Genomic DNA, 25,125 nt, shown 5'->3' on the forward strand with positions numbered 1-25,125 from the left:
CGTTCCGTGCCACGTCCCTACCCCTCCATGCCTGGAACCGGAAGGAGCTGCGCCGTGCGTGCCCTGTCCGTCCGCATCGACGCCGTACTCGTCCAAGCGCTGATCGCTGCCGCGCTGTCCTTCGCCCACCTGCACGACCTGGCGCTGGCCGCTGGACAGGACGGTTGGAAGGCCTGGGCCTACCCGGTCTCCGTCGACCTGCTGTTGGTCGCTGCCTGGCGGCGGCTGCGCTCCGGTGAGGCGAAAACGGCCGGGTGGTGCTGGTTCCTCGTCGCCCTGACCGCATCGCTCGGCGCCAACGTCGCCACGGCCGGACTCCTCGACCTCGACGACGTGCCGGACTGGCTGCGCATCCTCGTCGCCGGATGGCCCGCAATCGCCTTCCTGGGCGGAACGCTGCTCACCCACGGAGCAACCGCGGACGCCTCGACGGGGGAACGCGAGTCGGCCCCGGAGCCCAGCGCGCCCGAAGCGCCCGCATCTGCACCTGAGTTGCCCGCTGCGGAGCCGGAACTGGCTCCGCCCTCCACGCCCCCGGTCCCGCCGGCGCTCGTCACGCTCGCGCGCAAGGTCGCCGACGAACACCGCGCCCGCACCGGAACGCCCATCGACACCTCGACCCTTCGCGCCCGGCTCGGCGTCCCGCTGCCGCTGGCCGAAGCCATCTCCGCCCACCTGACCTGACCCGGAGGACTTTCCCCCGTGCGCCCGTCCACGCTCCGCGCGCTGAAGCGCGCCGCCGAGCTGACCCGACAGAACCGCCTCACCGAAGCCGTGCTCATCGCCGAGCCCGTGATCCTCGCCGCCGACGAGTACGAGGGCGACGAGATCTTGCGCTGGCTGGCCGACCACGTCACCGACTTCACCGGCGAAGCCCCGAAGGAGCCCCGCTGATGACCGCCAACCGCCGCTTCCGCAACGTCGCCCGCATCGGCCCCGTCCAGGTCGCCACCTACTACGACGGCCGGGGCCGCGAGAAGCACACCGCCGCATGCACGGCTCCGCGCTGCGGCTCCGCCACGGACTACGACAGCCGCGCCGCGGCCGAGCTGGCCGCCCGTACCCACCGCTGCGCCGTCCGCTGAGGGGATCCCGTGACCGTTTCGCTGCCGCTCGTCTTCGTCCTGGGCGTCATCGCCTGGGCCGCGATCAAGTTCCTCGGCGTCCGGCTCTGGGTCGCCGTAGTGATGTTCGGCTTCTGGCTCTCGCACACCTTCCTCGCCCCCGCCATCGAGTCCGGCACCCGTTCCGGGGTCGGCGTCGTCAACGGCACCCACGAGTGACAAGGAGATCCACCGTGCTCCGCCCCAAACTGCCCGACATTCCGACTCCGCCGACGACCACCGTCACGCCTCAGCACACGCAGGCTCCGGCCTCCTCGGCCGGCCGCCCGGTCGCCCCGTACGTGGGCGTCGGTGTCGGCGCGGTCACCGCCGTGATCGTCGTCGGGATCGTGCTCACCGCGCTCCTGGCGGCGGTCGCCGTCTCAGCCGTGTCCGTGGCCATCGCCGCCGTGGTCCTGCGCTCCCTCCTCAGCAGCGCGCACAAGCGCTGACCGGCCGCCGGGGCGGCAAACGCCGCCAAGCATCCCGCCGCCCCGGGGCCGTCCTTCCCGACCGTCGCAACAGCCGAAAGGAACTCCCATCATCACCCGGCAGACTCCGCCCCCGCTGGCGGACTCTCCATGCTGGCCTCCCTCGGCACCATGCCCGAGCTGGCCCACCAACTGTCCGGCCTGGGCGGCTGCACCCACCCCGTACGCCTCGACGGCCACCGCACCGAATGCGCCGTGGACCGGACGACCGGCGAGATCGGCCGCGTCCTGCACCACCTGGACTCCTCGACCCTGCCTGCCGGTCAGCTCCTCGTCCGCTGCAACAACCGCCGCGCCACCCGGTGCGCGGCCTGCGCCGAGACCTACCGTCGCGACACCTACCACCTGATCACCGCCGGACTCCGCGGCGGCAAGGGCACGCCCGAACGGGTCGCCACCCACCCGCGCGTCTTCGCCACCTTTACCGCCCCGAGCTTCGGCCCGGTCCATAACCGCCCCTCCGGCGGTCGGAATCGCCGATGCGGCATCCGACATGAGGAAGATGACCCCGTTCTGGGGACACCCCTCGACCCGGAGTCCTACGACTACGAAGCGGCCGTGCTGTGGAACGCCCACGCGGGGGCGCTGTGGCGGCGGTTCTCGATCTACCTCCGCCGTGAGGTCGCCAAGCGAGCCGGCCTCACTCAGCGGGCCTTCCGGCACCATGCTCGGATCTCCTTCGCGAAGGTGGCCGAGTACCAGAAGCGGGGCGCCGTCCACTTCCACGCAGTGATTCGCCTCGACGGCCCGGGGGGCGGAGGTTCCGCACCTCCTGCCTGGGCCACGGCCGAGCTGTTGTCTGATGCCATCCAGGCAGCTGCCACCACTGCACGAGTCGACGGACCGGTGATCGACGAGCGGGCCCACACGTTCGTCTTCGGCCGACAGCTCGACATCCGCACGATCCGCTCCGCCGACTTCGACGACGGCCAAGAGCTGACCGAACGGGCCGTAGCGGCGTACATCGCCAAGTACGCCACCAAGGGAGCCGAGACAGCGACCGGCACCCTGGACCGGCCGGTTCGCTTCCTCGCCGAGCTGGCCCAGGCACGGATCAGCAAACACGCCCGGCGCATGATCCGCACCGCCTGGACCCTGGGCACCCGTCCCGAGCTGGCAGACCTCCGCTTACGTGCCTGGGCCCACATGCTCGGCTTCCGCGGCCACTTCTCCACCAAGTCTCGCCGCTACTCCACCACCCTCGGTGCCCTCCGCGACGCTCGCGCCGCCTGGCGCCGTGCCCAAGCCGCTCCGCCCGTCCCGCAGGACGGCGAAACCACGCTCGTCCTCGTGCACTGGGTCTTCGCCGGTACCGGCCTGTCCCGCGCCGAAGCCTGGCTTGCCGCATCCCTCGAACCCGCCCCCGGAATGGAAGGAGAGCCGACGTGGACGCCCGCCGCGACGAACTGATGACTGTTCGCCAAGTCCTGGACGAGCTGGGCGGCGTTTCTCGACGGACGTTCTACCGCTGGCGCGAGCTGGGGCAGGGGCCGGCCGCATTCAAGCTCCCCAACGGTAAGCTTCGGGTTTGGCGCAGTGATTTCACCTCGTGGCTCCGGCAGTTGGAGGAGGCGGCGTGAAGTCTCTCGACGTCAAGGTCTGGGGCGTACGCAAGCGGGACACCAAAACGCCTTCGTACGGTGTCCGCTGGTCCGTCGCGGGCAACGTCTTCTCTGACTCGTTCCGTACCAAGGCGCTCGCTGATCACTACCGAGCGAAGCTCTTGAGTGCTATGCGGGGCGGCGAAGAGTTCGACACGGAGACTGGTCTTCCAGCCTCGATGGAAGAGAAGAAGTCGCCATTGTCCTGGTACGACTTCGCCCTCAGGTATCTCGCAATGAAGTGGCCGCACGCTGCACCCAATACGCGAGACGGCATCAACGAATCTCTGACCAGCGTGACCATGGAACTGCTGGCGGAGCGCGTAGGGCGACCGTCCGACGAGGAGATCCGCAAGGCCTTACGCAACTGGGCCTTCGTGCTGCCAGGGCCCGACGACCGGGAAGTCCCGGACAACGTCCGGAACGTTCTGCACTGGGTGGCGAAGGCTTCCCGGCCGCTCGCGGACCTCGCTGAACCGGCAACGACCCGTGCGGTGCTCGACGGGCTGAAGCTCAAGCTCGACGGCACCGCGGCAGCTGCCGAGACCGTGCGGCGGAAGCGGCGGACCCTCGTCAACGCTGCGAACTACGCGGTCGACCTGGGTGAGCTCCGAGAGAATCCGATCACGGCGGTTCGCTGGCAGAAGCCCAAGGTCTCGAACCAGGTCGATCCGCGCGTTGTCGCCAACCCGGAACAGGCCCGCAACCTCCTGGCGGCGGTGTCCTACGTGGGCGGCTACCGGCGTGCTCGCGGCCGGCGTCTCGTCGGGCTGTTCGCGGCGATGTACTTCGGTGGCCTCCGGCCCGCTGAGGCGGTTGGCCTGGCCGAGACTGACCTTGTCCTCCCTGAGCAGGGCTGGGGATCGGCGCTGCTCCACCGGACCCGCCCTTCGGTCGGCAAGCAGTGGACGGACTCGGGGGAGACCCACGACGACCGCGGGCTCAAGAATCGACCGACTGAGGACGTTCGGCGAGTGCCCATCCCGCCCCAGCTCGTCGCCGTGCTGCGCGAGCACCTGGCCACGTTCGGCACGGCGGAAGACGGGCGGCTCTTCTTCAGTGAGAAGGGCTCGGTCGTCCCGTCCTCGACCTACTACCGCGTGTGGCAGGAGGCCCGGCTCCTGGCGCTCCCGCCGGCCGTCGCCGCCTCGCCGCTCGCGAGCAGGCCGTACGACCTTCGACACTCGGCGCTGTCGACGTGGCTCAATGCGGGGGTGGATCCGACCGAAGTTGCCGAGCGTGCCGGCAACAGCGTTGAGGTCCTGCTGACCCGCTACGCGAAGTGCCTTGACGGACGTCAGGATGTCGCCAACCGGCGTATCGAGGACCTGCTCCGCGAGTACGAGTGAGACAACCTGCACCGACACTGAGGCCTCAGGCATACCGCTTGGGGCCTCCCTCGTTTCGGCCGTACCTGCATCGATGCTTCGCTTCGTAACGGGCAAGTTGAGACGTGCGGCCTGCCCTGCGCTCTTGTGGCCTCATCTCGCTTGCTGCTGGCATGTCGGCAACGTCATTGCCGGAGCACAGGGGGGCCTTGTGGAGCTGCACGTCACGCGCTGGAAGCGGTACGGGCGTGATCGTCTGTACGCCAACCTGCCTGATGGGGCCGCGGTTGGTTGGGCGGACGTCACGACGGGGGACATCACGGTTTTGCGGGCTGAGTGTCGCGACGACGTCATCGCCGTGCTCACGAAGCACTTACAGAACCTCACCGGGCCTGTCCCGCCAGGCAGGGCGCCGGATGGTCAGGCGCGTCCGATGCTGCCGCCTCTGACGCCGGCCGATGACCTGGCCGTCAATACTGCCGGGCAGTCCTTGCATGATCTGCTCGCCGAATCCGGCCCGGGGCTTATGGAGCGAGTCGTCTCACGGCTTTTGCGGCGGCCCACTGAGTGGGACTCCTGGCGAAAGGGATTAGCGGGGGAGCGCCGAGTGGGAGCCGAGCTGAACCGCTTAGGGCGTTACGGCTGGCGTGTCCTGCACTCCGTCCCCTTGGCCAACAAAGTGGATATCGATCACTTACTGATCGGGCCTGGTGGAGTGTTCAGCATCAATACGAAGCACCACCACAAGAGGGTCGTATGGGTCGGGGACGATTCCGTGAAAGTCGATCACGGGAAACCGGCGCCCTACGCACGCAAGAGCCGGGCGGAGGCCAAGCGGGTCGACCGAGTGCTTGAGCGCTATTGCGGCTTCCCGGTACCGGTGGAGCCGGTGCTCGTCTTCGTCGGTGTCGCCGAGTTGAAGGTGGTCGCTACGCAGCTCGATGTCCGGGTGTACCAGGAGCGCCAGGTATCGGCACTCGCTCCCCTCTCAGGCGTTCTCACGGCCGACCAGGTGGAGCAGGTGTACGGCGTCGCTCGCCATCGCCAGGCTTGGAGTGTGGCCTGAGCCGGCGTGTCTCAGCGCCGTGCCGGCCTTCCCTGCGGGGCCTGTGGGTGGCTTCCAGGGTGTGACCGTCGTCGGGGCGGGATGCCCTGTCAGTGCCGTCTCTTACGCTCCGCTCTTGAACAAGCTGTTCGAGTGGAGAGGGGACGCGGATGGGTGGCAACGCATGGACTCATACGGGCCCGTATCAGCGTGATCTGGCGGCCGCGTTCCGGCAGGAGCAGGAAGGCGAGCTGGCACGGGACAACCACGGCTTCGAGGGGCGGTCCGTCGAGGAACTGTGGCGCGACCCGGAGTGGCATGAGTACATCTTCACCGGCGGCACGGGCTCCGTGTTGGACTTCCCTTGCATGATCGAGGCCGCGGACACCGATGACGGTCCGTTCATGCGGCCGCTGACCGATGACGAGGTGCGCGCGTGGGCTCCTCACGGCCGGCCCACTTACGAGGAGTGGGATGCCGCGGTCGACTCCGAGCAGTTGGACTTTCCGGACCGCGCCCAAGGGAACTGCACAGTGCTCTACCGCGACGGTAGGCCCGCGCAGATCGCCTACTGGGGCGTCACCGCCGACTAGGGGGAGTGGGCACCGCCTTGCGATGTGGCCCCCGCACTTGTCCCGGGTCCGGGGCCACCTCTTTTTGCGGGGCTCACCTGGGAGAACGCTTCAAGATCCCGTCCACGCCTCGTCCACAGACCCCGACATACGGCCGCTCCGGGCGGCACATGCCTGCACATACGCGAAGACCCCGGCCTCAGCGTTTCCGCTGGTGACGGGGTCTTTGGGCACCAAATCCAAGGTGCCCCCGGCAGGATTCGAACCTGCGCACACGGCTCCGGAGGCCGTTGCTCTATCCCCTGAGCTACGGGGGCGTGTCGGGCGCTGAGCTCTCGCTTGCGGCGACGGGTAGAACACTAGCAGGTCCGGCGGGGTGATCAGGAACCCGTTTCCCCAGGGTGGGGTGGGCGGGTCCCCTGGAGGGGGTGGAAGTGGGGAAAACCCGGACGCGGTGGCCGGTCCGGACCTACTCTCGACTTGTGCCAGGCGCCTCGGGCCGGGTGCTTGTTGTCGACGACAACAAGGTCATCCGGCAGCTGATCAGGGTCAACCTCGAGCTGGAAGGGCTCGAGGTCGTGACCGCGGCCGACGGTGCCGAGTGTCTGGACGTAGTGCATGAGGTGCGGCCCGACGTCGTGACGCTCGACGTCGTCATGCCTCGGCTGGACGGGCTGCGCACCGCCGCCCGGCTCCGGGCCGATCCCCGCACCCGCGACGTGCCCCTCGCCATCATCAGCGCCTGTACGCAGTACGAGGTCGAAAGCGGCCTCGACGTCGGCGTCGACGCCTTCCTCGCCAAGCCCTTCGAACCCTCCGAGCTCGTCCGGCTCGTCAAAGACCTCATCCACCGCAAAACCGGGCACGGTGAGCCCGGTGAGAACGGTGAGAGCGGCGGGCCTCGGGGCGCGGCCGGCGGGGGAGACGGCCTGGCCGATCGGGGCGGGGACGGCGGCGGGGGTGGGGCTGACGGTGAGAGCGACGGTGACGGTGTCTCCGACGGTGTGCCGCGAGGGATGTCCTTCGGCGGCTAGCGTCGGCCGGCTGTGTGGGCGGAGGCTCCAGCTCCTTCGGCATCCTGCGGCCACGGCAGCGCGTGCACTGCTGCGTACGACGCCCGAGCAGCGTCCGTTGTTGTGGCGGCCCCGGCAGCGTCCACCGCGTACGGCGGCCACGGCAGCGTCCACCGCGTACGGCGGCCACGGCAGCGCCCACTGCATGCGGAGGCCCGACAGCGTCCACTGCATGCGGAGGCACAGCAGCGTGCACGGCACACGGCGGCCGCAACAGCGTGCACGGGCCAGGCGGAGGCCGAGGGGGCGTGCGGTCAGTGGAGGCCGTAGCGGTGCACGCGGTGAGTGGAGGCTCGTGCGGCGTATTCAGGGGGCCGAGGTCCGCGGGGGGTGTTCGGCGGGCTGACGTCCGCGGGGCGTATTCGGTGGGCTGACGTCCGCGGGGCGCGTTCGGCAGGGGCAGGCAGGGGACGTGACGGCGGGTGCGGTCGGGGCGTACCAGTGGCAGTCGGGGCCTGCTGCGAGCGGTTGGGAATAACCGGCTCGCATGCCCACCCCCCTCCTCCCCTACGCTTGTCCCGTGACCCCCGCAGAGCTCTCCCGCACCGTGTTGTACGCGGTGCGTCGCGCTGTCGACGCGGGGGAGCTGAGTGTGACCGTGCCCGAGCGGGCCGTGGTGACCGAGCCGGGGCCCGGCGGGTGCGGTGACTTCGCCACCACCATCGCCTTGCAGCTCGCCCGCCCGTCCGGGCTGCCCCCGCAGCGGGTGGCCGAGATCCTGCGGACCCGGCTCGCCGCCGCCGACGGCATCCGGGACGTCGTCGTCACCGGCCCCGGGTTCCTCAACATCAGCCTCCACGAGCAGGCCGACCCCGTCACCGGGCTCGTGCGCGAGATCCTCGCCCAGGGCGCCCGGTACGGCCACGGTGACTCCCTCGCCGGTCAGGTCGTCGCCCTGCGCGTGCCGTACGAGGTGCGGGCCGAGGTCGTGGCCGACGCCGTCGTACGCATCGTGGGGACCCAGGGCGGGCGGGCCACCGTCGAACACGGCGAGCCCGTCAACCTGCGGCCCGTGCCGGCGCCCGAGGACCCCGCGCCGCTCGGACCCGACGCCGCCCAGTGGGCCCTCCTCCACCCCGCCCCGCACGACCGGCCCCGGATCACCGCCGACCACCTCGTCCAGCGCGAGGGCAATCCGCTCTTCCGGGTGCGGTACGCCCACGCCCGCGTCCGGTCCCTCAGCCGCAACGCCGCCCGCCTCGGTTTCACCGCCGAGCCCGGCCCGGTGGGCCTGAGCGCGGACCCCGGCCTCCTCCCGGCCTCCGTGGCGCACCGCAGCGCCGCAGCCGCCTCCGCCACCCCGGCCGTGACGAACCCCGGCCCGGCCGCGCCCCCGGTGGCGGACGGTTCCGCCCCCGCACAAGCCGCCGTAGGCTCCACCGCCCAGGCCGCCGTAGCCTCCCCCGCCCAGGGCTCCGCCGCCCAGGCCGCCGTAGCCTCCCCCGCCCAGGGCTCCGCCGCCCAGGCCGCCGTAGCCTCCCCCGCCCAGGGCTCCGCCGCCCAGCGCTCCGCCGAACCCACTCCCGCGACCGCCGCCGTGACCCCGGGCCCCGCCGCAGCCCCCGCCACCCCCGGCCCCGCCGCAGCCCCCCGACCCCGCACAGCCACCCCCACCCCCACCCCCACGACCTCCCACCCGCACCCCCACCCGCACCCCCACCCAAGCCCCCACCCAAGCCCCCACCCCAGCCCCCACCCCCACCCCGCCATCCGGGCCCTGCTCACCCCCCTCGCCGATCACCCCCGGATCCTCGCCGCGGCCGCCACCCACCGTGCCCCGGACCGGCTTGCCCGGCATCTCGTCACCGTCGCCGATGCCGTGCTGCCCCTGTTGCCTTCCGTGCTTCCCCGTGGCGAGGAGAAACCCTCGGCCGCCCACCGTGCCCGGCTGGCGCTTGCCGAAGCCGCCGGGACGGTGCTGGCCGGTGGCCTGTCCCTGCTCGGCATCGACGCACCCGAACATCTCTGAGGCGCCCGAGAGCAGCCCGCGTCCCGGAGAGAGACAGAGAGTCTGAGAGTCATGAGCCGTTCCGCCCATCCCGCCGGGCCCCGTCACGCCGACGTTCTTCCCGAGGGGCACTACTCCGCGCCGCCCGCCGACCTCAACGCGCTGGACCAGAAGGTCTGGGCGCAGACGGTCACGCGCGACGCCGACGGTGAGCTCACGGTCGGCGGGATCTCCGTCACCCGGCTCGCCGAGGAGTTCGGCACCCCCGCCTACATCCTCGACGAGGCCGACTTCCGGGCCCGGGCGCGTGCCTGGCGCACCGCCTTCGGCCCGGACGCCGACGTGTTCTACGCCGGGAAGGCGTTCCTCTCACGGGCCGTCGTGCGCTGGCTGAACGAGGAGGGGCTCAACCTGGACGTGTGCTCGGGCGGGGAGCTCGCCACCGCCCTGAGCGCCGGGATGCCCGCCGAGCGCATCGCCTTCCACGGGAACAACAAGTCCGTCGCCGAGATCACCCGCGCCGTGGAGGCCGGTGTCGGGCGGATCGTGCTCGACTCCTTCCAGGAGATCGTGCGGGTCGCCCACGTGGCGGCGTCCCTGGGGAAGCGGCAGAAGGTCCAGATCCGGATCACCGTCGGTGTGGAGGCGCACACCCACGAGTTCATCGCCACGGCCCACGAGGACCAGAAGTTCGGGATCCCGCTCGCCGGCGGGCAGGCCGCCGAGGCCGTACGGCGGGCCCTCCAGCTCGACGGGCTGGAGCTGATCGGCATCCACAGCCACATCGGGTCGCAGATCTTCGACATGTCCGGGTTCGAGGTCGCCGCCCACCGGGTGGTCGGGCTGCTCCGGGACATCCGCGACGAGCACGGGGTCGAGCTGCCCGAGATCGACCTCGGCGGCGGGCTCGGCATCGCGTACACGAGCGCCGACGACCCCCGCGAGCCGCACGAGATCGCCAAGGCGCTCACCGAGATCGTCACCCGCGAGTGCGAGGCCGCCAGGCTGCGCACCCCGAGGATCTCCGTCGAGCCGGGGCGGGCCATCGTCGGACCCACCGCCTTCACGCTCTACGAGGTCGGCACGGTCAAGCCGCTGGACGGGCTGCGGACGTACGTCTCCGTCGACGGCGGCATGTCGGACAACATCCGCACCGCGCTGTACGACGCCGAGTACAGCGTCGCCCTCGTCTCGCGGACGAGTGACGCCGAGCCGATGCTCGCCCGGGTCGTCGGCAAGCACTGCGAGAGCGGGGACATCGTGGTCAAGGACGCGTTCCTGCCCGCGGACCTCGCCCCCGGCGACCTGATCGCCGTGCCGGCCACCGGCGCGTACTGCCGGTCCATGGCCAGCAACTACAACCACGTGCTGCGGCCGCCGGTCGTCGCCGTGCGGGACGGTGCGGCCCGGGTCATCGTCCGGCGGGAGACGGAGGAGGACCTCCTCCGCCTCGACGTCGGGTGACCGCGGCCCCGCCGGAAGCCCGGGGAGCCGGTGACCCCGGCGGCACCAGGAGCCCCGGGGGGCCGGTGACCCCGGCGGCACCAGGAGCCCCGGGGAGCCGGTGACCCCGGCGGCATCGGAAGCCCGGGGGGCCGGTGACCTCGGTGCGGAAGCCCGCGGGGGCGGAAGATCTGCGGTCAGCCGCCCCCGTGAAAATGAAATAGATGTCTCACGATCCGGACGAAGGGTAGAAACTCCCGTCCGGTGAGTGAGACTGGTCCAACCGTAGACGGTATGAGGAAACGAGGTCGGATGATGCGTACGCGTCCGCTGAAAGTGGCGCTGCTGGGCTGTGGAGTGGTCGGCTCAGAGGTGGCGCGCATCATGACGACGCACGCCGACGACCTCGCCGCCCGGATCGGCGCCCCGGTGGAGCTGGCGGGGGTCGCCGTGCGGCGCCCGGGCAAGGTGCGCGAGGGCATCGATCCGAGCCTCGTCACCACCGACGCCACCGCGCTCGTCAAACGCGGCGACATCGACGTGGTGGTCGAGGTCATCGGCGGGATCGAGCCCGCCCGGTCCCTGATCACGACCGCGATCGAGCACGGGGCGTCGGTGGTGTCCGCCAACAAGGCCCTGCTCGCCCAGGACGGGGCCGCCCTGCACGCCGCCGCCGGGGAGCACGGCCGGGACCTCTACTACGAGGCCGCCGTCGCCGGCGCCATCCCGCTGATCCGCCCGCTGCGCGAGTCGCTCGCCGGGGACAAGGTCAACCGGGTGCTCGGCATCGTCAACGGCACGACCAACTTCATCCTCGACAAGATGGACTCCACGGGCGCCGGCTACCAGGAGGCGCTGGACGAGGCCACCGCCCTCGGGTACGCCGAGGCCGACCCGACCGCCGACGTCGAGGGCTTCGACGCCGCCGCCAAGGCCGCGATCCTCGCCGGCATCGCCTTCCACACGCGCGTACGCCTGGACGACGTCTACCGCGAGGGCATGACCGAGGTCACGGCCGCCGACTTCCGCTCCGCCAAGGAGATGGGCTGCACCATCAAGCTGCTCGCCATCTGCGAGCGGTCGAAGGACGGGGCGTCGGTCACCGCGCGCGTGCATCCCGCGATGATCCCGCTCAGCCACCCGCTCGCCTCCGTGCGCGGCGCCTACAACGCCGTCTTCGTGGAGTCCGACGCGGCCGGACAGCTGATGTTCTACGGCCCCGGCGCCGGCGGTTCGCCCACCGCCTCCGCCGTCCTCGGCGACCTCGTCGCCGTCTGCCGCAACCGGCTGAACGGCACCACCGGGCCAGGCGAGTCCGCGTACGCCGACCTCACCGTCTCCTCGATGGGCGAGGTCGTCACGCGCTACCACATCAGCCTCGACGTCGCGGACAAGCCGGGCGTGCTCGCCCAGGTCGCGACCGTGTTCGCCGAGCACGGGGTGTCGATCGACACCGTCCGCCAGCAGGGCAAGGACGGCGAGGCCTCCCTCGTCGTCGTCACCCACCGGGCCTCCGACGCCTCCCTCACCGGGACCGTCGAGGCACTGCGCAAGCTCGACACCGTGCGGGGTGTCGCCAGCATCATGCGGGTTGAAGGAGAGTAACCAGCAATGACCCACCAGTGGCGCGGAATCATCGAGGAGTACCGGGACAGGCTGCCGGTATCCGACAGCACGCCGGTCGTGACGCTCCGCGAGGGCGGCACGCCGCTCGTGCCCGCGCAGGTGCTCTCCGAGCGCACGGGCTGCGAGGTCCACCTCAAGGTGGAGGGCGCGAACCCCACCGGGTCCTTCAAGGACCGCGGCATGACCATGGCCATCTCCAAGGCGAAGGAGGAGGGTGCCAAGGCCGTCATCTGCGCCTCCACCGGCAACACCTCCGCCTCCGCCGCCGCCTACGCCGTCCGCGCGGGCATGGTCTCGGCCGTGCTCGTGCCGCAGGGCAAGATCGCCCTCGGCAAGATGGGCCAGGCCCTCGTGCACGGCGCGAAGATCCTCCAGGTCGACGGCAACTTCGACGACTGCCTCACCCTCGCGCGGGAACTGAGCGAGAACTACCCGGTGGCGCTGGTCAATTCGGTCAATCCGGTGCGTATCGAGGGCCAGAAGACGGCCGCCTTCGAGATCGTGGACATGCTCGGCGACGCGCCCGACATCCACGTCCTCCCGGTCGGCAACGCGGGCAACATCACCGCCTACTGGAAGGGCTACACGGAGTACGCCGCCGACGGCATCGCCGCGAAGACCCCGCGCATGTGGGGCTTCCAGGCCTCCGGCAGCGCCCCGATCGTGCGCGGCGAGGTCGTGAAGGACCCGTCGACCATCGCCACCGCCATCCGCATCGGCAACCCCGCCTCCTGGCAGTACGCGCTGGCCGCGCGGGACGAGTCCGGCGGGTTCATCGACGAGGTGACGGACCGTGAAATCCTCCGCGCCTACCGCCTGTTGGCCGCGCAGGAGGGCGTCTTCGTGGAGCCCGCCTCCGCCGCCTCGGTGGCCGGTCTGCTCAAGGCCGCCGAGCAGGGCAAGGTGGACCCGGGCCAGCGCATCGTGTGCACCGTCACCGGCAACGGCCTGAAGGACCCCGACTGGGCCGTCGCCGGTGCCCCGCAGCCGGTCACCGTCCCGGTCGAGGCGGCCGGCGCCGCCGAGCGCCTGGGCCTCGCCTGAGCGCCCCGGGGCCGCGAAATCCCTGACAGGGGGCACAGGGGGCTTACGACACGCATCGTGCGCCTCCTGTGCGCCCTATGTCGCCACAGAACCTTCCTTCGATAGGCTGTATCGAACCCGCCTGCCGCATATGCCCTCGCGCATGGCACGGCGCCGCGCCGTCTCCGCGGCCCGACGGGTCCTCGTACGTCATCGGATGTCCACCGAACATCGGTCGAGTGTCCACCGAGCCCCTCGATGCCATTCGACCGTCACGCAGCTCAAGGAGTGTCTTCGAGCGATGGCCGGTCCAGCGTTCCGCGCCGCCGCCGTCCGGGTGCGCGTTCCCGCCACCAGCGCCAATCTCGGCCCGGGCTTCGACGCCCTGGGCCTCGCGCTGGGGCTCTACGACGACGTCGTGGTCCGGGTGGCCGACTCCGGGCTGCACATCGACATCGCGGGTGAGGGCAGCGAGACCCTGCCGCGCGACGAGAGCCACCTCCTCGTACGGTCCCTGCGCACCGCCTTCGACCTGCTGGGCGGGCAGCCCCGGGGCCTGGAGATCGTCTGCGCCAACCGCATCCCGCACGGCCGGGGCCTCGGCTCCTCCTCCGCCGCCATCTGCGCCGGCATCGTCGCCGCCCGCGCGGTGACCATAGGCGGTGAGGCCCGCCTGGACGACGCCGCGCTGCTGGAGCTGGCCACCGAGATCGAGGGCCACCCGGACAACGTGGCCGCCTGTCTGCTCGGCGGCTTCACCCTGTCCTGGATGGAGGCCGGCACCGCCCGGGCCATCAGGATGGAGCCGAACGATTCCATCGTTCCGGTGGTTTTCGTGCCCGGGAAGCCGGTTCTGACCGAGACCGCGCGCGGCCTGCTCCCGCGCACCGTGCCGCACGTCGACGCCGCCGCCAACGCGGGCCGCGCCGCCCTGCTCGTGGAGGCCCTGACCAGGCGCCCCGAGCTGCTGCTGCCCGCCACCGAGGACCGGCTCCACCAGGAGTACCGCGCCCCGGCCATGCCGGAGAGCGCCGCGCTGGTGGAGCGGCTGCGGGCCGACGGCGTCCCGGCCGTGATCTCGGGTGCCGGGCCCACCGTCATGGCGCTCGCCGACGCCGGCTCCGCCGACAAGGTGGAAGCCCTGGCCGGCGCCGACTGGGCCGCCAACCGGCTGCGCCTGGACGCGCAGGGAGCGAGCGTGCTGCCGCTTGCGACCTGACACGCGGTTGCCGGATTTCGAGAGGGGGAATGTTTGTTGGATCCGGTAGTGTTAATCTCAAGTCTGCACCCGACCCCACCATGGCGAGGTGCCTCGTGTCCCCGTCCGGGACAGACATTCTTCCGGGAGCCTCCCGCGCCACTCCGTGTTCCTTGCGCCGTACCTGGGCAGTACGTCGTATGCGGACACTGAGCGGTCCGCCGGGCACGCTCCGGAATCGGTGCTACCACGCCACGTGACACTGGGTGTCACGACCCGGGGAAGCGCCATCACCGCACATTTCCTCCGCCGCTTTGGCGGACCACCGCCCCGGCACGGTTCACGGAAGACAGGACCGTAGCCGGACAGCACAACCGGTCGCCGAGCCAGACAGGCCGACGTCCGCTCCAGGGAAGGACCCTTCGTGAGCGACACCACCGATCTGATGGGCGCACGTGTCGAGGAGACCGCTGCCGCGCCCTCCACGGACGCCTCCGCGCCTGCCACCGGTGCCGGCTCCCGGCGGCGCCGCGGTACCGGCCTCGAGGGCATGGTGCTGGCCGAGCTGCAGCAGGTTGCCTCGGGCCTCGGGATCAGGGGCACCGCGCGGATGCGCAAGAGCCAGCTGATCGAGGTCATCAAGGAGGCGCAGGCCGCCGGGGGCGCCGCCGCCCCCAAGGCCGAGGCCGCCACCGAGACCAAGCCCAAGCGCCGGGCCACCTCCAAGGCCCGTACGGGCGAGAACGCGGAGAAGCAGGCCGAGGCGAAGGCCCCCAAGCCCGACCAGGGCGGCGCGCCCGCGGCCCCCGCCGAGAAGGCCGTGGCCCAGCAGCAGATCGAGATCCCCGGCCAGCCGGCCTCGGACGACGCCCCGACCGAGCGCCGTCGCCGCCGTGCCACCGCCGAGGCGGGCAGCCCGGCCGCCGGCGGTGCGGAGACCGTCGCCGCCGAGGCCAAGAGCGAGGCGCCCGCGCAGCAGCCGCAGCAGCAGGGCGAGGCCAGGGGCGACGCCGGTGACGGCGACGGCCGTGGCCGCCGCGACCGCCGCGAGCGCGGCCGGGACCGGGACCGGGACCGCGACCGCGACCGCCGGAACAAGGGCGACGAGCAGCAGGGCGGCGGCCAGCAGCGTCAGCCGCAGGGCCAGCAGCAGGGCGGCCGCCAGGACCGTCAGCAGCAGGACGACGACGACTTCGAGGGCGGCCGTCGTGGCCGTCGCGGCCGCTACCGCGACCGCCGTGGCCGCCGTGGCCGCGACGAGATCGCCGAGCCGCAGGTCGCCGAGGACGACGTCCTGATCCCCGTCGCGGGCATCCTGGACATCCTCGACAACTACGCCTTCATCCGGACCTCCGGCTACCTGCCCGGCCCGAACGACGTGTACGTCTCCCTCGCCCAGGTCCGCAAGAACGGCCTGCGCAAGGGCGACCACATCACGGGTGCGGTCCGCCAGCCGAAGGAGGGCGAGCGCCGGGAGAAGTTCAACGCGCTGGTCCGCCTGGACTCCGTCAACGGCATGGCGCCCGAACACGGCCGTGGCCGCCCGGAGTTCAACAAGCTCACCCCGCTGTACCCGCAGGACCGCCTCCGCCTGGAGACGGACCCGGGCGTGCTCACCACCCGCATCATCGACCTGGTCTCGCCCATCGGCAAGGGCCAGCGCGGTCTGATCGTGGCCCCGCCGAAGACCGGCAAGACCATGATCATGCAGGCGATCGCCAACGCGATCACGCACAACAACCCCGAGTGCCACCTGATGGTCGTCCTGGTCGACGAGCGTCCGGAAGAGGTCACCGACATGCAGCGGTCGGTCAAGGGCGAGGTCATCTCCTCGACCTTCGACCGCCCGGCCGAGGACCACACCACCGTCGCCGAGCTCGCCATCGAGCGCGCCAAGCGCCTGGTGGAGCTGGGTCACGACGTGGTCGTCCTGCTGGACTCGATCACCCGTCTGGGCCGTGCCTACAACCTGGCCGCCCCGGCCTCCGGCCGCATCCTGTCCGGTGGTGTCGACTCGACCGCCCTGTACCCGCCGAAGCGCTTCTTCGGTGCGGCCCGCAACATCGAGGACGGCGGCTCTCTGACCATCCTCGCCACCGCCCTGGTGGACACCGGGTCCCGCATGGACGAGGTGATCTTCGAGGAGTTCAAGGGCACCGGCAACATGGAGCTCAAGCTCGACCGGAAGCTCGCCGACAAGCGCATCTTCCCGGCGGTGGACGTGGACGCGTCCGGCACCCGCAAGGAAGAGATCCTGCTCGGCAACGAGGAGCTGGCCGTCGTCTGGAAGCTGCGCCGGGTGCTGCACGCGCTCGACCAGCAGCAGGCCATCGAGCTGCTGCTCGACAAGATGAAGCAGACCAAGTCGAACGTCGAGTTCCTGATGCAGATCCAGAAGACGACGCCGGCGCCGGGCAACGACTGACGTCGCGCCGTACGCCGCAAGGGCCGCTCCCACGCCGGGGGCGGCCCTTCGCCGTGTGCGCGTCCGCCGACGCGTCCGGTGCGTGGCCCGCGCGGTCCGGTGGGTCTGTCGCATGCGCGCGTCCGGTGGGTGTCGCATGCGCGTCCGGTGCGTCTCCTGTGTGCGTCCGGTGAACAGTGCGGCCGGCGGTGGCGTGTGCCGGTCCGCCGACGACAGCGGCACGGCGCAGGTTCCCCTTCCCGGTAGTGATGCCGGTCACATTGCCCCGGGGTCCTTGCCTCCGCTTTGCCGGGGTGAAGGGGGCTGCCGGGGGAGCCGCGGACGGGTGACGAGCGCGCCCGTGCGGCCCGCGGCCCCGGGTGTCTTCCGGACCTCAGGTCTTTGCGGTGCGCCCCGGAGGGCGGGCGCCGGCAGGGCGGGGGCGGTGCGCGCGGTGCCGGGGACGGGCGGACCGGCGAGCGGACAACTGCGCGGAAACGGACGGGAATTGACCGCATGGGGCAGTCTCCGGACAGACCGGGGCGGGGGGTGTGAGGGCGCGTGCCCGGATGCCGTTCCCGCCCCGTCGAGCCCCTGGAAAACCCTTCACCCCCGCAAAAATGCGGACCCCGTGATTCCTTTTGTCGGATCTTGTGGGCCCTCTGATCAGCTCCTTATGGTCTGGCGATCAACCGAGTTGATCACGATGAGGGGGACATGGTGCGCAAGGCGGCTGTGCCGGTCATCACGGCACTTTCTCTGTCACTGCTGATACCGCTGCAACCCGCGGCGGCGGCCACGGTCGATCCACCACTCGCCACCGGTGAGATCCAGCAGATCGGCCCCGGCCTGTACTTCTCGGAGACCCAGTCCTTCGAGATCGCCGAAAGCGACGTGGCCGTCGGCGCCATCGGCCGGCGGCACAGCGTCGTCGCCCAGGCGGGCGGTGCCGCCCGGCCGGAATCGGCGCCCGCGTCCCGCGCCGACCTCGGTGCCTTCGGCCCCGGCTGGGAAGCGGAATTCCTCGGCGGCACGCTCAACCGCAAGCTGGAGCAGCAGGGCAGCGACATCGTGGTCACCGACCTCGGTGTGGGTGAAACCTTCCGCTACGGCCTGACCAGCAGCATCGCCTATCCGAGCGGCGGCGGCGTCAACAAGTACGAGGCCACCGACGGCTCCAGGATCACCGAGACCACGAAGTGGGACACCTCGGCCGGGGCCCTGGTCACCACCGTCGTCGAGACCCTCGGCACGGACCTGTCCGCGACGGAGACCGGGGACGACACCTTCACCGACGCTGCCGGCAATCCGGTGTCCGCCACCGACCTCAAGCCCACCTTCACCTGGAAGCAGGCGGCCCCCGGCACCGACAAGTGGCGGGTCACCGGGGTGGGCAGCACGTCCAACGGCACCTCCACCGTCGGCTACGACGCCCAGGGCCGGGTGTCCACGATCACCGAACCGGCCGCCGGGGAGACGCCGCAGCAGTCGCTGAAGGTCACCTACGCCTCGGCCACGACGGCCTCCGGTTCCTCGTACGGCGACTACCTGGGCCGCGCCAAGGAGATCACGGTCACCAGCGGCACCACCACGCAGACGGTCGCCCGGTACGCCTACGACGCCTCGGGCCTGCTGCGGAGCGTGACCAACCCCGTCGAGAGCACGGAGCCGGTGGCGTCGTACTCCTACGACACGACCGGCCGCGTCTCCGAGATCGACTCCCCGGCCAACGGCGGCTGGGACCTGACCTTCCCGGCGGAGTCGGCCGCACCGAACGTCGAGGCCACCGGACTGGCGCGCCCGGCCTCGCAGTCGGAGTTCCAGGGCGCGGCCGGCATCAACGACCCGGGCGCCTCGGGCCCGCCCGCCACCGACTTCACCACCGGCGAGATCTCCGACCCGCAGGCGTACCCGCGCCACTGCAACACTGCCACGTCCTGGCTGTGGTACACGAAGAGCGGCTGCGCCGCGTGGGTGGCGCACTACGGCTGGCACGCCCCGTACTGGAAGAAGCTGCCCAGCGGTTACTGGGTGGTCGGCATCAACCACGACCACTGCACCAGCGCGCCGGACAAGCCGTCCGGCTACGACTTCCGCTCCGCCTGCGACATGCACGACTACGGCTACGGCCTGATCGGCAACACCTACAAGGGCTACAAGTACTACCTGGACCGCAGCAAGAAGTCGAACGTGGACAACGCCTTCCACACCACGCTCCGCGACTACACCTGCTCGGCCTACCGGTTGAAGAGCGTGTGCCGCTCCATCGCGTACACGTACCTCAAGGCCGTCCAGAAGCACGGCAACCCGAAGAACGGCGCCAACGCCACCTGACCCCCGGCACCGCCTTCTGACGGATCACGCCCGCGAGCGGCCCGGCCGGACGACGGAAACCCTTCGCCGTCCGGCCTCGTCGTGCTCGCTTCCCTCCCCGCACACGCACCAGCGGGCCGGTCGTGCCCGCTTCCCACCGGAGCGACAGTGAACAAACCGATATGGACCACGGTCGTCACCGCGGTGATGGCCGTGACCCTCGGCGCCGTGCCGGCCCACGCCGCGGCGCCGCCCGCCGCCACCGCGGCGGCGACGACCGGCGATCCGGTCGACCCGCCGCTGTACGACGAGACGTCCGGCGGCGGCACCGTCCGCGTCAACGTCCTCACCGAGAACCGCACGGACCTCTCCGCCGCGGCATCGGCTGGTGAGACTCTGCAGTCGTTCCAGACCCTGCCGGTCGTCACCCTCAGGGTCGATCGCGGCGGGCTGGACCAACTGGCCGCCCAGCCGGGCGTGGTCAGTGTCACCGAGGACGTCCCGGCGCCGCCGTCCCTGGACGAGAGCGTCCCCGTCATCGGCGCCGACACGGCCTCCGCCCAGGGCTACACCGGTGCGGGCAGCGTGGTGGCCGTCCTGGACACCGGGGTCGCGACCGGCCACCCCTTCCTCAAGGACCGGGTCGTCACCGAGGCGTGCTTCTCGCCGATCGACCCCGACTACACCGCCACCAGCCTGTGTCCCGACGGGACCGACCACCAGGAGGGGCCGGGCACGGCCGATTCCGGGACCGGCCCCTGCGCGACCATGACCGACTGCGACCACGGGACGCACGTGGCCGGCATCGTCGCCGGCAACGGCGAGGGCCTCACCGGAGCCCCGAAGCGCGGTGTCGCCCCCGGCGCGAACATCGTCGCCATCCAGGTGTTCAGCAAGTTCGACTCCGAGGACGTCTGCGGTCCGGGCGCCGCGCCGTGCGCGCTCAGCTTCACCAGCGCCCAGCTCGCCGGACTGGAGAAGGTGCTCCAGCTGCGTCAGTCCGGGACACCGCTGGTGGCCGCGAACCTGAGCCTGGGCGCCGGCCGGTACGCCACCGCCTGCGACGCCGACCCGCGCAAGGCGGCCATCGACAACCTGCTCGCGGCCGGCGTCGCCACGGTGGTCGCGGCCGGCAACAACGGCTACACCGACGCGGTGAGCGCCCCCGCCTGCGTGCCCAACGCGATCGCGGTCGGTTCCACCACCGACGACGACCAGCTCTCCGCGTTCACCAACCGCGGTCCGCTGCTGGACCTCCTCGCCCCCGGCACCGGCATCGTCTCCTCGGTCCCCGGCGGCGGGTACGCCTCGAAGAACGGCACCTCCATGGCCGCGCCGCACGTCGCCGGCGCCCTCGCCATCCTGCGGCAGGCGTTCCCCGACGACAGCATCGCCAAGCTGGAGTCACGGCTGAAGACCGGCGGGAAGTCCATCGCCTACACGGGCGCCGACACACCCCGTATCAACGTCGCCCAGGCGCTCGGCGCGGAACCCGGCCAGCCGCTCCCCGTCGGCCACGACTACAACTGCGACCGGAAGGAGGACATCGCCGTCGCCGACCCCGAGGCCACCGTCGGCGGCGACGCCAAGGCCGGCCTCCTGCGGGTCGTCTACGGCGGCGGGAAGGGCACCGCGGAGCTGAACCAGGACCTCGCCCAGGTGCCCGGCGACGCCGAGGCGAACGACTACTTCGGCGACTCCCTCGCCACCGTCGACTACGACAAGGACGGCTGCACCGATCTGGTCATCGGCACCTCCCGCGAGGACGTCGGCACCGCGACGGACGCGGGCACCGTGGACGTGCTCTACGGAGCCCCCGGCGGCCTCGGCTCCGGGAAGGCGGCACTCCACCTCGAACAGGGCACGGGCACGGAGGCCGTCCTCGCCGCGGCCTCGGAGTCGGGGGACCGCATGGGCGCCGCCGTCGCCGCCGGCCTCACGCTCGGTCAGGAGCCGTTCCTCGTCATCGGGGTCCCCGGTGAGGACATCGACGGCAAGGCCGACACGGGCGCCGCCTTCTATCTGCGCGGCAGCGTCAACCGCACGCTGATACAGGGCAGTTCGGGAGTGGCGGGCACGCTGGAGGCGGGCGACAAGTTCGGTTCCTCCGTCACCGCGACCCCCTCCTGCGTGGTGGTCGGCATCCCGGGCGAGGGCGTGGTGCCCGGCCCGATCGGGACCGAGGTGGTGTCGGGCCAGGTCGACGTGATGAGCCACGACCTGAATGACAGCGGAGTCCCTTCCCACGTGGCGAGCATCGACCAGGCCAGCCGCTACGTGAGCGGTGACGCGCAGGCGGGGGACCAGTTCGGTGCGGCGGTCTCGGCCACCGACGGCCTGTTCATGCAGGGCTTCCCGTGGGCCCGCCGGGGCACCTACGTTGCCATCGGCGTCCCGGGCGAGGACATCAGCTACGGCGGCCAGACCAGGACCGACGCCGGACGCGCCGTCGTCATCCGGGTGGACGAGATCGTCGACCCGCCGATCACCGAGGTCAACAGCGGCTACGAGCAGACGCCCGACGACGTCGTGGGAGCACCCGAGGCCGGTGACCGCATGGGCGCCCAGGTGGCCATCGTCAACCGGGACCCGGGAACGACCGTCACGGACACCACCCTGGTGATGGCCGTCGGGGTGCCGGGCGAGGACATCGGCACGGTCGCGGACGCGGGGGCCGTGTCGGTCTTCGGCCTGCGCAGCGCGCCCGGGGTCACCGACCGGTGGATCGAGGCCGGCAACGGCTCCGGCATGCCGGGCACCCCGGGCGCCGGGCAGAGCACGGGCGTCAGCCTCCACGGCACGCAGGCCGGCCTCTACATCGGCATGCCCTACGGGCCGGGCGCCTACGGCTCGCTGTACGCGATGCCGTGGGCGAACGTCACCGGAGGCACCGTACAGCCGGTCACCACCTACGCGCCGGGCACGGGCGGCCTGCCGGCCGCCGGAGTGCGGTTCGGCATGTCGGCTAGGTGAGCGACCGGGCCCCGGACGCCCGGCCGAGATCTTCACCACAGGGATCCCGGCGGGCACCGGCGCCCGAGGGCACCGCCTGCTGGGCGGAATCCGCAGGTGAACACGGTTCACGGGGAGCGGGTGACTACGCAGGGTGCCCATCGCTGTACGCGGTGGGCACTGTGCGTTGTGCAACCCTTTCCCGAGTTTCTCCGTCTGACCGGGTGGAGCGACGATGGAGCGGTGACGACCGCACCCGACCCTGACCGCAGGGGGTAGCCGACCGCCGAGACCTAGGAGTGATGTGGCCGCCGAGAGCACGCCCGCCATAACCGAGCCCGGCTCGACCGGATCCCGCCGCCGGGGCAAGGGCCGCCGCCGCAAGGCGCGCGGCACGGGGAGCAGGGCCCTGCGCGCGACCGCCGTGACGGCCGCGGGCGTGGTGGTGCTGGGCGGGGCCGGCGCCGGGTACGTCTACTTCAAGCTCAACGGCAACCTGCACAGCGTCGACATCAACCAGGCCCTCGGCGCCGACCGGCCCACCAAGATCGACAACGGCTCCGAGAACATCCTGGTCCTCGGCTCGGACACCCGGGCCGGGAAGAACAGGAAGCTCGGCGGCGGCACGGACGACGGCAGCGCCCGCTCCGACACGGCGATGATCGTCCACGTCTACGAGGGCCACAAGAAGGCCAGCGTCATCTCGATCCCGCGGGACACCCTGGTCGACCGCCCGGCGTGCACCGACACCAAGGGCACCACGCACTCCGCCGCGACCGGCGTGATGTTCAACGAGTCGTACTCCACCGGCGGCGCGGCCTGCGCGGTCAAGACCGTCGAGTCGATCACCGGCATCCGCATGGACCACTACCTGGAGGTCGACTTCGAGGGCTTCCAGCAGCTCGTCGACGACCTCGGCGGCGTCCGGGTGACGACCACCGAGGACATCCGCGACCCCCAGAGCCACCTGGACCTCAAGGCCGGCCCGCACACCCTGGACGGCGAGCAGGCCCTCGGCCTGGTCCGCACCCGCCACGGCGTGGGCGACGGCTCCGACCTGGGCCGCATCCAGCTCCAGCAGGCGTTCATCAAGGCCCTGATCGACCAGGTCAAACATGTCGGCGTCCTCTCGAACCCGAAGAAGCTCCTCGACCTGGCCGACACCGCCACCAAGGCCGTCACCACCGACTCCGAGCTCGGCTCCGTCAACGCCCTGATGGACTTCGCGGGCGGCCTCAAGGGCATCGGCTCGGACCGCATGAAAATGGTCACGATGCCCGTCCAGTACGACCCGGCCAACCCCAACCGCGTCCTCCTGGACAAGGCCAAGGCCCAGCTGGTCTGGGACGCCCTGAAGCAGGACCGCGACATCCCGAAGTCGGCCACGAAGGGCACGGCCACCGGCGAGGCCAAGGGCGTCGTGAACTGAGATCGGCACCCCACCGGGCGGATCCGCCGCCCGCCCCGGCCGCCGGAATAGAACGACCGCACCCCCGGTTTGGGTGGATGGCACCAGTCCTGGCAGACTGGTACGTCGGCTCCGGTTCACGCTTCCGCACCCCGCGGCTGCGACCCGGCGCCCTCCCGGAACACTAGGAGACACCTTGAAGCGCGACATCCACCCCGAGTACGTCGAGACGCAGGTCAGCTGCACCTGTGGCGCGTCGTTCACCACCCGCAGCACCATCGAGTCCGGCACCATCCGGGCCGAGGTCTGCTCCGAGTGCCACCCGTTCTACACGGGCAAGCAGAAGATCCTCGACACCGGTGGCCGTGTGGCCCGCTTCGAGGCCCGCTTCGGCAAGGCTGCCGCCGGCTCCAAGAAGTAGCGAGCCCCATTTCGCCGGTCCACGGTCACGCCCTCGCGGGGGTGTGCCCGGGACCGGCGTTTTTGGTCGATCGCCCTTCCCCTTACCGCAGTACAGGAGCCCAAGATGTTCGAGGCCGTCGAGGAACTCGTCGCCGAGCACGCCGACCTGGAGACGAAGCTCGCCGACCCGTCGGTCCACGCCGACCAGGCGAACGCGCGCAAGCTGAACAAGCGCTACGCCGAGCTGACCCCGATCGTCGCCACGTACCGCTCCTGGAAGCAGACCGGCGACGACATCGAGACCGCGCGCGAGTTCGCCGCCGACGACCCGGACTTCGCCGCCGAGGTCAAGGACCTGGAGAAGCAGCGCGAGGAGCTGACCGAGAAGCTGCGCCTGCTGCTCGTCCCCCGCGACCCGAGTGACGACAAGGACGTCATCCTGGAGATCAAGGCGGGCGCGGGCGGCGACGAGTCGGCGCTGTTCGCCGGCGACCTGCTGCGCATGTACCTGCGCTACGCCGAGCGCGTCGGCTGGAAGACCGAGATCATCGACGCCACCGAGTCCGAGCTGGGCGGTTACAAGGACGTCCAGGTCGCGGTGAAGGCCCGCGGGCAGATCGAGCCCGGTCAGGGCGTGTGGGCCCGGCTGAAGTACGAGGGCGGTGTGCACCGCGTGCAGCGGGTCCCGGCCACCGAGTCCCAGGGCCGCATCCACACCTCCGCCGCCGGTGTCCTCGTGACCCCCGAGGCCGAGGAGGTGGACGTCGAGATCAACCCGAACGACCTCCGCATCGACGTCTACCGGTCCTCCGGTCCCGGCGGCCAGTCCGTCAACACCACCGACTCCGCCGTGCGCATCACGCACCTCCCGACCGGAGTCGTCGCCTCCTGCCAGAACGAGAAGAGCCAGCTCCAGAACAAGGAGCAGGCGATGCGTATCCTGCGCTCCAGGCTGCTCGCCATGGCGCAGGAAGAGGCGGAGCGGGAGGCGGCCGACGCCCGCCGCAGCCAGGTCCGCACCGTCGACCGCTCCGAGAAGATCCGCACCTACAACTACCCGGAGAACCGCATTTCGGACCACCGGGTCGGCTTCAAGGCGTACAACCTGGACCAGGTCCTGGACGGCGACCTCGACGCGGTCATCCAGGCCTGCGTCGACGCCGACTCGGCGGCCAAGCTCGCGGCCGCGTAAGTA

Annotated in this window: 22 protein-coding genes and 1 tRNA gene; 22 read left to right on the forward strand and 1 reads right to left on the reverse strand. The window is 71.3% G+C overall.

Features of this window, described 5'->3' with window-relative positions:
• Positions 1–54: 54 nt before the first annotated feature.
• The 10 genes from ABZ576_RS26620 (at position 55) to ABZ576_RS26665 (ending at position 6,161) form a co-directional block, all read left to right on the forward strand.
• Entirely contained in the window at positions 55–684 is a 630-nt protein-coding gene (locus ABZ576_RS26620; RefSeq protein ID WP_360745792.1) for a DUF2637 domain-containing protein, read from the forward strand.
• Positions 685–702: 18 nt separating this feature from the next.
• Positions 703–894 (forward strand): hypothetical protein, encoded by a 192-nt coding sequence (locus ABZ576_RS26625; RefSeq protein WP_360745796.1) that lies wholly within the window; start codon positions 703–705, stop codon positions 892–894.
• Positions 894–1,085 (forward strand): mobile element transfer protein, encoded by a 192-nt coding sequence (locus ABZ576_RS26630; protein WP_360745799.1) that lies wholly within the window; start codon positions 894–896, stop codon positions 1,083–1,085. Before ABZ576_RS26625 ends, ABZ576_RS26630 begins: the two co-directional genes overlap by 1 nt.
• A gap of 9 nt (positions 1,086–1,094) precedes the next feature.
• On the forward strand, positions 1,095–1,283 hold the full coding sequence (locus ABZ576_RS26635) for a hypothetical protein (protein WP_360745802.1): 189 nt from the start codon (positions 1,095–1,097) through the stop codon (positions 1,281–1,283).
• A gap of 14 nt (positions 1,284–1,297) precedes the next feature.
• Positions 1,298–1,555 (forward strand): SpdD protein, encoded by a 258-nt coding sequence (locus tag ABZ576_RS26640; RefSeq protein WP_360745805.1) that lies wholly within the window; start codon positions 1,298–1,300, stop codon positions 1,553–1,555.
• 129 nt (positions 1,556–1,684) lie between these two features.
• Positions 1,685–3,004, forward strand: coding sequence for a replication initiator (locus ABZ576_RS26645; protein ID WP_360745808.1), 1,320 nt, complete (start codon positions 1,685–1,687; stop codon positions 3,002–3,004).
• A complete protein-coding gene (locus ABZ576_RS26650; RefSeq protein ID WP_360746068.1) occupies positions 3,004–3,174 on the forward strand; it encodes a helix-turn-helix domain-containing protein in 171 nt (56 codons plus the stop codon). The genes ABZ576_RS26645 and ABZ576_RS26650 overlap by 1 nt, the downstream gene beginning before the upstream one ends.
• A complete protein-coding gene (locus ABZ576_RS26655) occupies positions 3,171–4,544 on the forward strand; it encodes a site-specific integrase (protein WP_360745811.1) in 1,374 nt (457 codons plus the stop codon). The genes ABZ576_RS26650 and ABZ576_RS26655 overlap by 4 nt, the downstream gene beginning before the upstream one ends.
• A gap of 190 nt (positions 4,545–4,734) precedes the next feature.
• Complete coding sequence (locus tag ABZ576_RS26660) at positions 4,735–5,589, forward strand: nuclease-related domain-containing protein (protein ID WP_360745814.1); 855 nt, start codon at positions 4,735–4,737, stop codon at positions 5,587–5,589.
• Positions 5,590–5,738: 149 nt separating this feature from the next.
• The gene (locus ABZ576_RS26665) at positions 5,739–6,161 is read left to right on the forward strand and encodes a hypothetical protein (RefSeq protein WP_360745817.1); all 423 of its coding nucleotides are present in this window, start codon (positions 5,739–5,741) and stop codon (positions 6,159–6,161) included.
• Between the two features lie 224 nt (positions 6,162–6,385).
• Here the strand turns inward: ABZ576_RS26665 and ABZ576_RS26670 are convergent.
• Positions 6,386–6,457: transfer RNA gene (locus tag ABZ576_RS26670), tRNA-Arg, on the reverse strand.
• A 165-nt stretch (positions 6,458–6,622) separates the two neighbouring features.
• On the opposite strand from ABZ576_RS26670, the gene ABZ576_RS26675 reads away from it, so the two are divergent.
• The 12 genes from ABZ576_RS26675 to prfA all read left to right on the forward strand — a co-directional run bounded on the left by ABZ576_RS26675 (position 6,623) and on the right by prfA (position 25,122).
• Positions 6,623–7,174 carry a response regulator gene (locus tag ABZ576_RS26675; protein ID WP_360745820.1) on the forward strand — a complete coding sequence of 184 codons (552 nt, stop codon included), beginning with the start codon at positions 6,623–6,625 and terminating at the stop codon, positions 7,172–7,174.
• 559 nt (positions 7,175–7,733) lie between these two features.
• Positions 7,734–9,182: an ArgS-related anticodon-binding protein NrtL gene (gene nrtL / locus ABZ576_RS26680; protein ID WP_360745823.1), complete on the forward strand. Its 1,449-nt coding sequence runs from the start codon at positions 7,734–7,736 to the stop codon at positions 9,180–9,182.
• A gap of 51 nt (positions 9,183–9,233) precedes the next feature.
• Positions 9,234–10,625: a diaminopimelate decarboxylase gene (lysA, locus tag ABZ576_RS26685; RefSeq protein WP_360745826.1), complete on the forward strand. Its 1,392-nt coding sequence runs from the start codon at positions 9,234–9,236 to the stop codon at positions 10,623–10,625.
• A gap of 291 nt (positions 10,626–10,916) precedes the next feature.
• Positions 10,917–12,209, forward strand: coding sequence for a homoserine dehydrogenase (locus ABZ576_RS26690; RefSeq protein WP_360745829.1), 1,293 nt, complete (start codon positions 10,917–10,919; stop codon positions 12,207–12,209).
• Between the two features lie 6 nt (positions 12,210–12,215).
• Positions 12,216–13,274: a threonine synthase gene (thrC, locus tag ABZ576_RS26695; protein WP_360745832.1), complete on the forward strand. Its 1,059-nt coding sequence runs from the start codon at positions 12,216–12,218 to the stop codon at positions 13,272–13,274.
• Positions 13,275–13,554: 280 nt separating this feature from the next.
• Entirely contained in the window at positions 13,555–14,472 is a 918-nt protein-coding gene (thrB, locus tag ABZ576_RS26700; RefSeq protein WP_360745835.1) for a homoserine kinase, read from the forward strand.
• A gap of 403 nt (positions 14,473–14,875) precedes the next feature.
• Positions 14,876–16,876: a transcription termination factor Rho gene (gene rho, locus ABZ576_RS26705; protein WP_360745838.1), complete on the forward strand. Its 2,001-nt coding sequence runs from the start codon at positions 14,876–14,878 to the stop codon at positions 16,874–16,876.
• A 696-nt stretch (positions 16,877–17,572) separates the two neighbouring features.
• Positions 17,573–19,189: a phospholipase A2 gene (locus ABZ576_RS26710; protein WP_360745841.1), complete on the forward strand. Its 1,617-nt coding sequence runs from the start codon at positions 17,573–17,575 to the stop codon at positions 19,187–19,189.
• 147 nt (positions 19,190–19,336) lie between these two features.
• Positions 19,337–22,141 (forward strand): S8 family serine peptidase, encoded by a 2,805-nt coding sequence (locus ABZ576_RS26715; protein WP_360745844.1) that lies wholly within the window; start codon positions 19,337–19,339, stop codon positions 22,139–22,141.
• 283 nt (positions 22,142–22,424) lie between these two features.
• On the forward strand, positions 22,425–23,549 hold the full coding sequence (locus tag ABZ576_RS26720; RefSeq protein ID WP_360745847.1) for an LCP family protein: 1,125 nt from the start codon (positions 22,425–22,427) through the stop codon (positions 23,547–23,549).
• Between the two features lie 175 nt (positions 23,550–23,724).
• A complete protein-coding gene (gene rpmE / locus ABZ576_RS26725; RefSeq protein WP_019326867.1) occupies positions 23,725–23,949 on the forward strand; it encodes a 50S ribosomal protein L31 in 225 nt (74 codons plus the stop codon).
• A 105-nt stretch (positions 23,950–24,054) separates the two neighbouring features.
• Complete coding sequence (gene prfA / locus ABZ576_RS26730) at positions 24,055–25,122, forward strand: peptide chain release factor 1 (protein ID WP_360745851.1); 1,068 nt, start codon at positions 24,055–24,057, stop codon at positions 25,120–25,122.
• Positions 25,123–25,125 lie beyond the last annotated feature (3 nt).

This window comes from Streptomyces sp. NPDC013455 (assembly GCF_040632975.1).
Lineage (GTDB): Bacteria > Actinomycetota > Actinomycetes > Streptomycetales > Streptomycetaceae > Streptomyces.

Excerpts from the sequence above, each read along its gene's own strand:
- thrC (WP_360745832.1), top strand. The coding sequence starts at position 12,216 with ATGACCCACCAGTGGCGCGGAATCATCGAGGAGTACCGGGACAGGCTG.
- ABZ576_RS26710 (WP_360745841.1), top strand. The coding sequence starts at position 17,573 with ATGGTGCGCAAGGCGGCTGTGCCGGTCATCACGGCACTTTCTCTGTCA.
- ABZ576_RS26690 (WP_360745829.1), top strand. The coding sequence starts at position 10,917 with ATGATGCGTACGCGTCCGCTGAAAGTGGCGCTGCTGGGCTGTGGAGTG.
- lysA (WP_360745826.1), top strand. The coding sequence starts at position 9,234 with ATGAGCCGTTCCGCCCATCCCGCCGGGCCCCGTCACGCCGACGTTCTT.
- ABZ576_RS26650 (WP_360746068.1), top strand. The coding sequence starts at position 3,004 with ATGACTGTTCGCCAAGTCCTGGACGAGCTGGGCGGCGTTTCTCGACGG.
- thrB (WP_360745835.1), top strand. The coding sequence starts at position 13,555 with ATGGCCGGTCCAGCGTTCCGCGCCGCCGCCGTCCGGGTGCGCGTTCCC.
- prfA (WP_360745851.1), top strand. The coding sequence starts at position 24,055 with ATGTTCGAGGCCGTCGAGGAACTCGTCGCCGAGCACGCCGACCTGGAG.
- ABZ576_RS26630 (WP_360745799.1), top strand. The coding sequence starts at position 894 with ATGACCGCCAACCGCCGCTTCCGCAACGTCGCCCGCATCGGCCCCGTC.
- ABZ576_RS26645 (WP_360745808.1), top strand. The coding sequence starts at position 1,685 with ATGCTGGCCTCCCTCGGCACCATGCCCGAGCTGGCCCACCAACTGTCC.
- ABZ576_RS26665 (WP_360745817.1), top strand. The coding sequence starts at position 5,739 with ATGGGTGGCAACGCATGGACTCATACGGGCCCGTATCAGCGTGATCTG.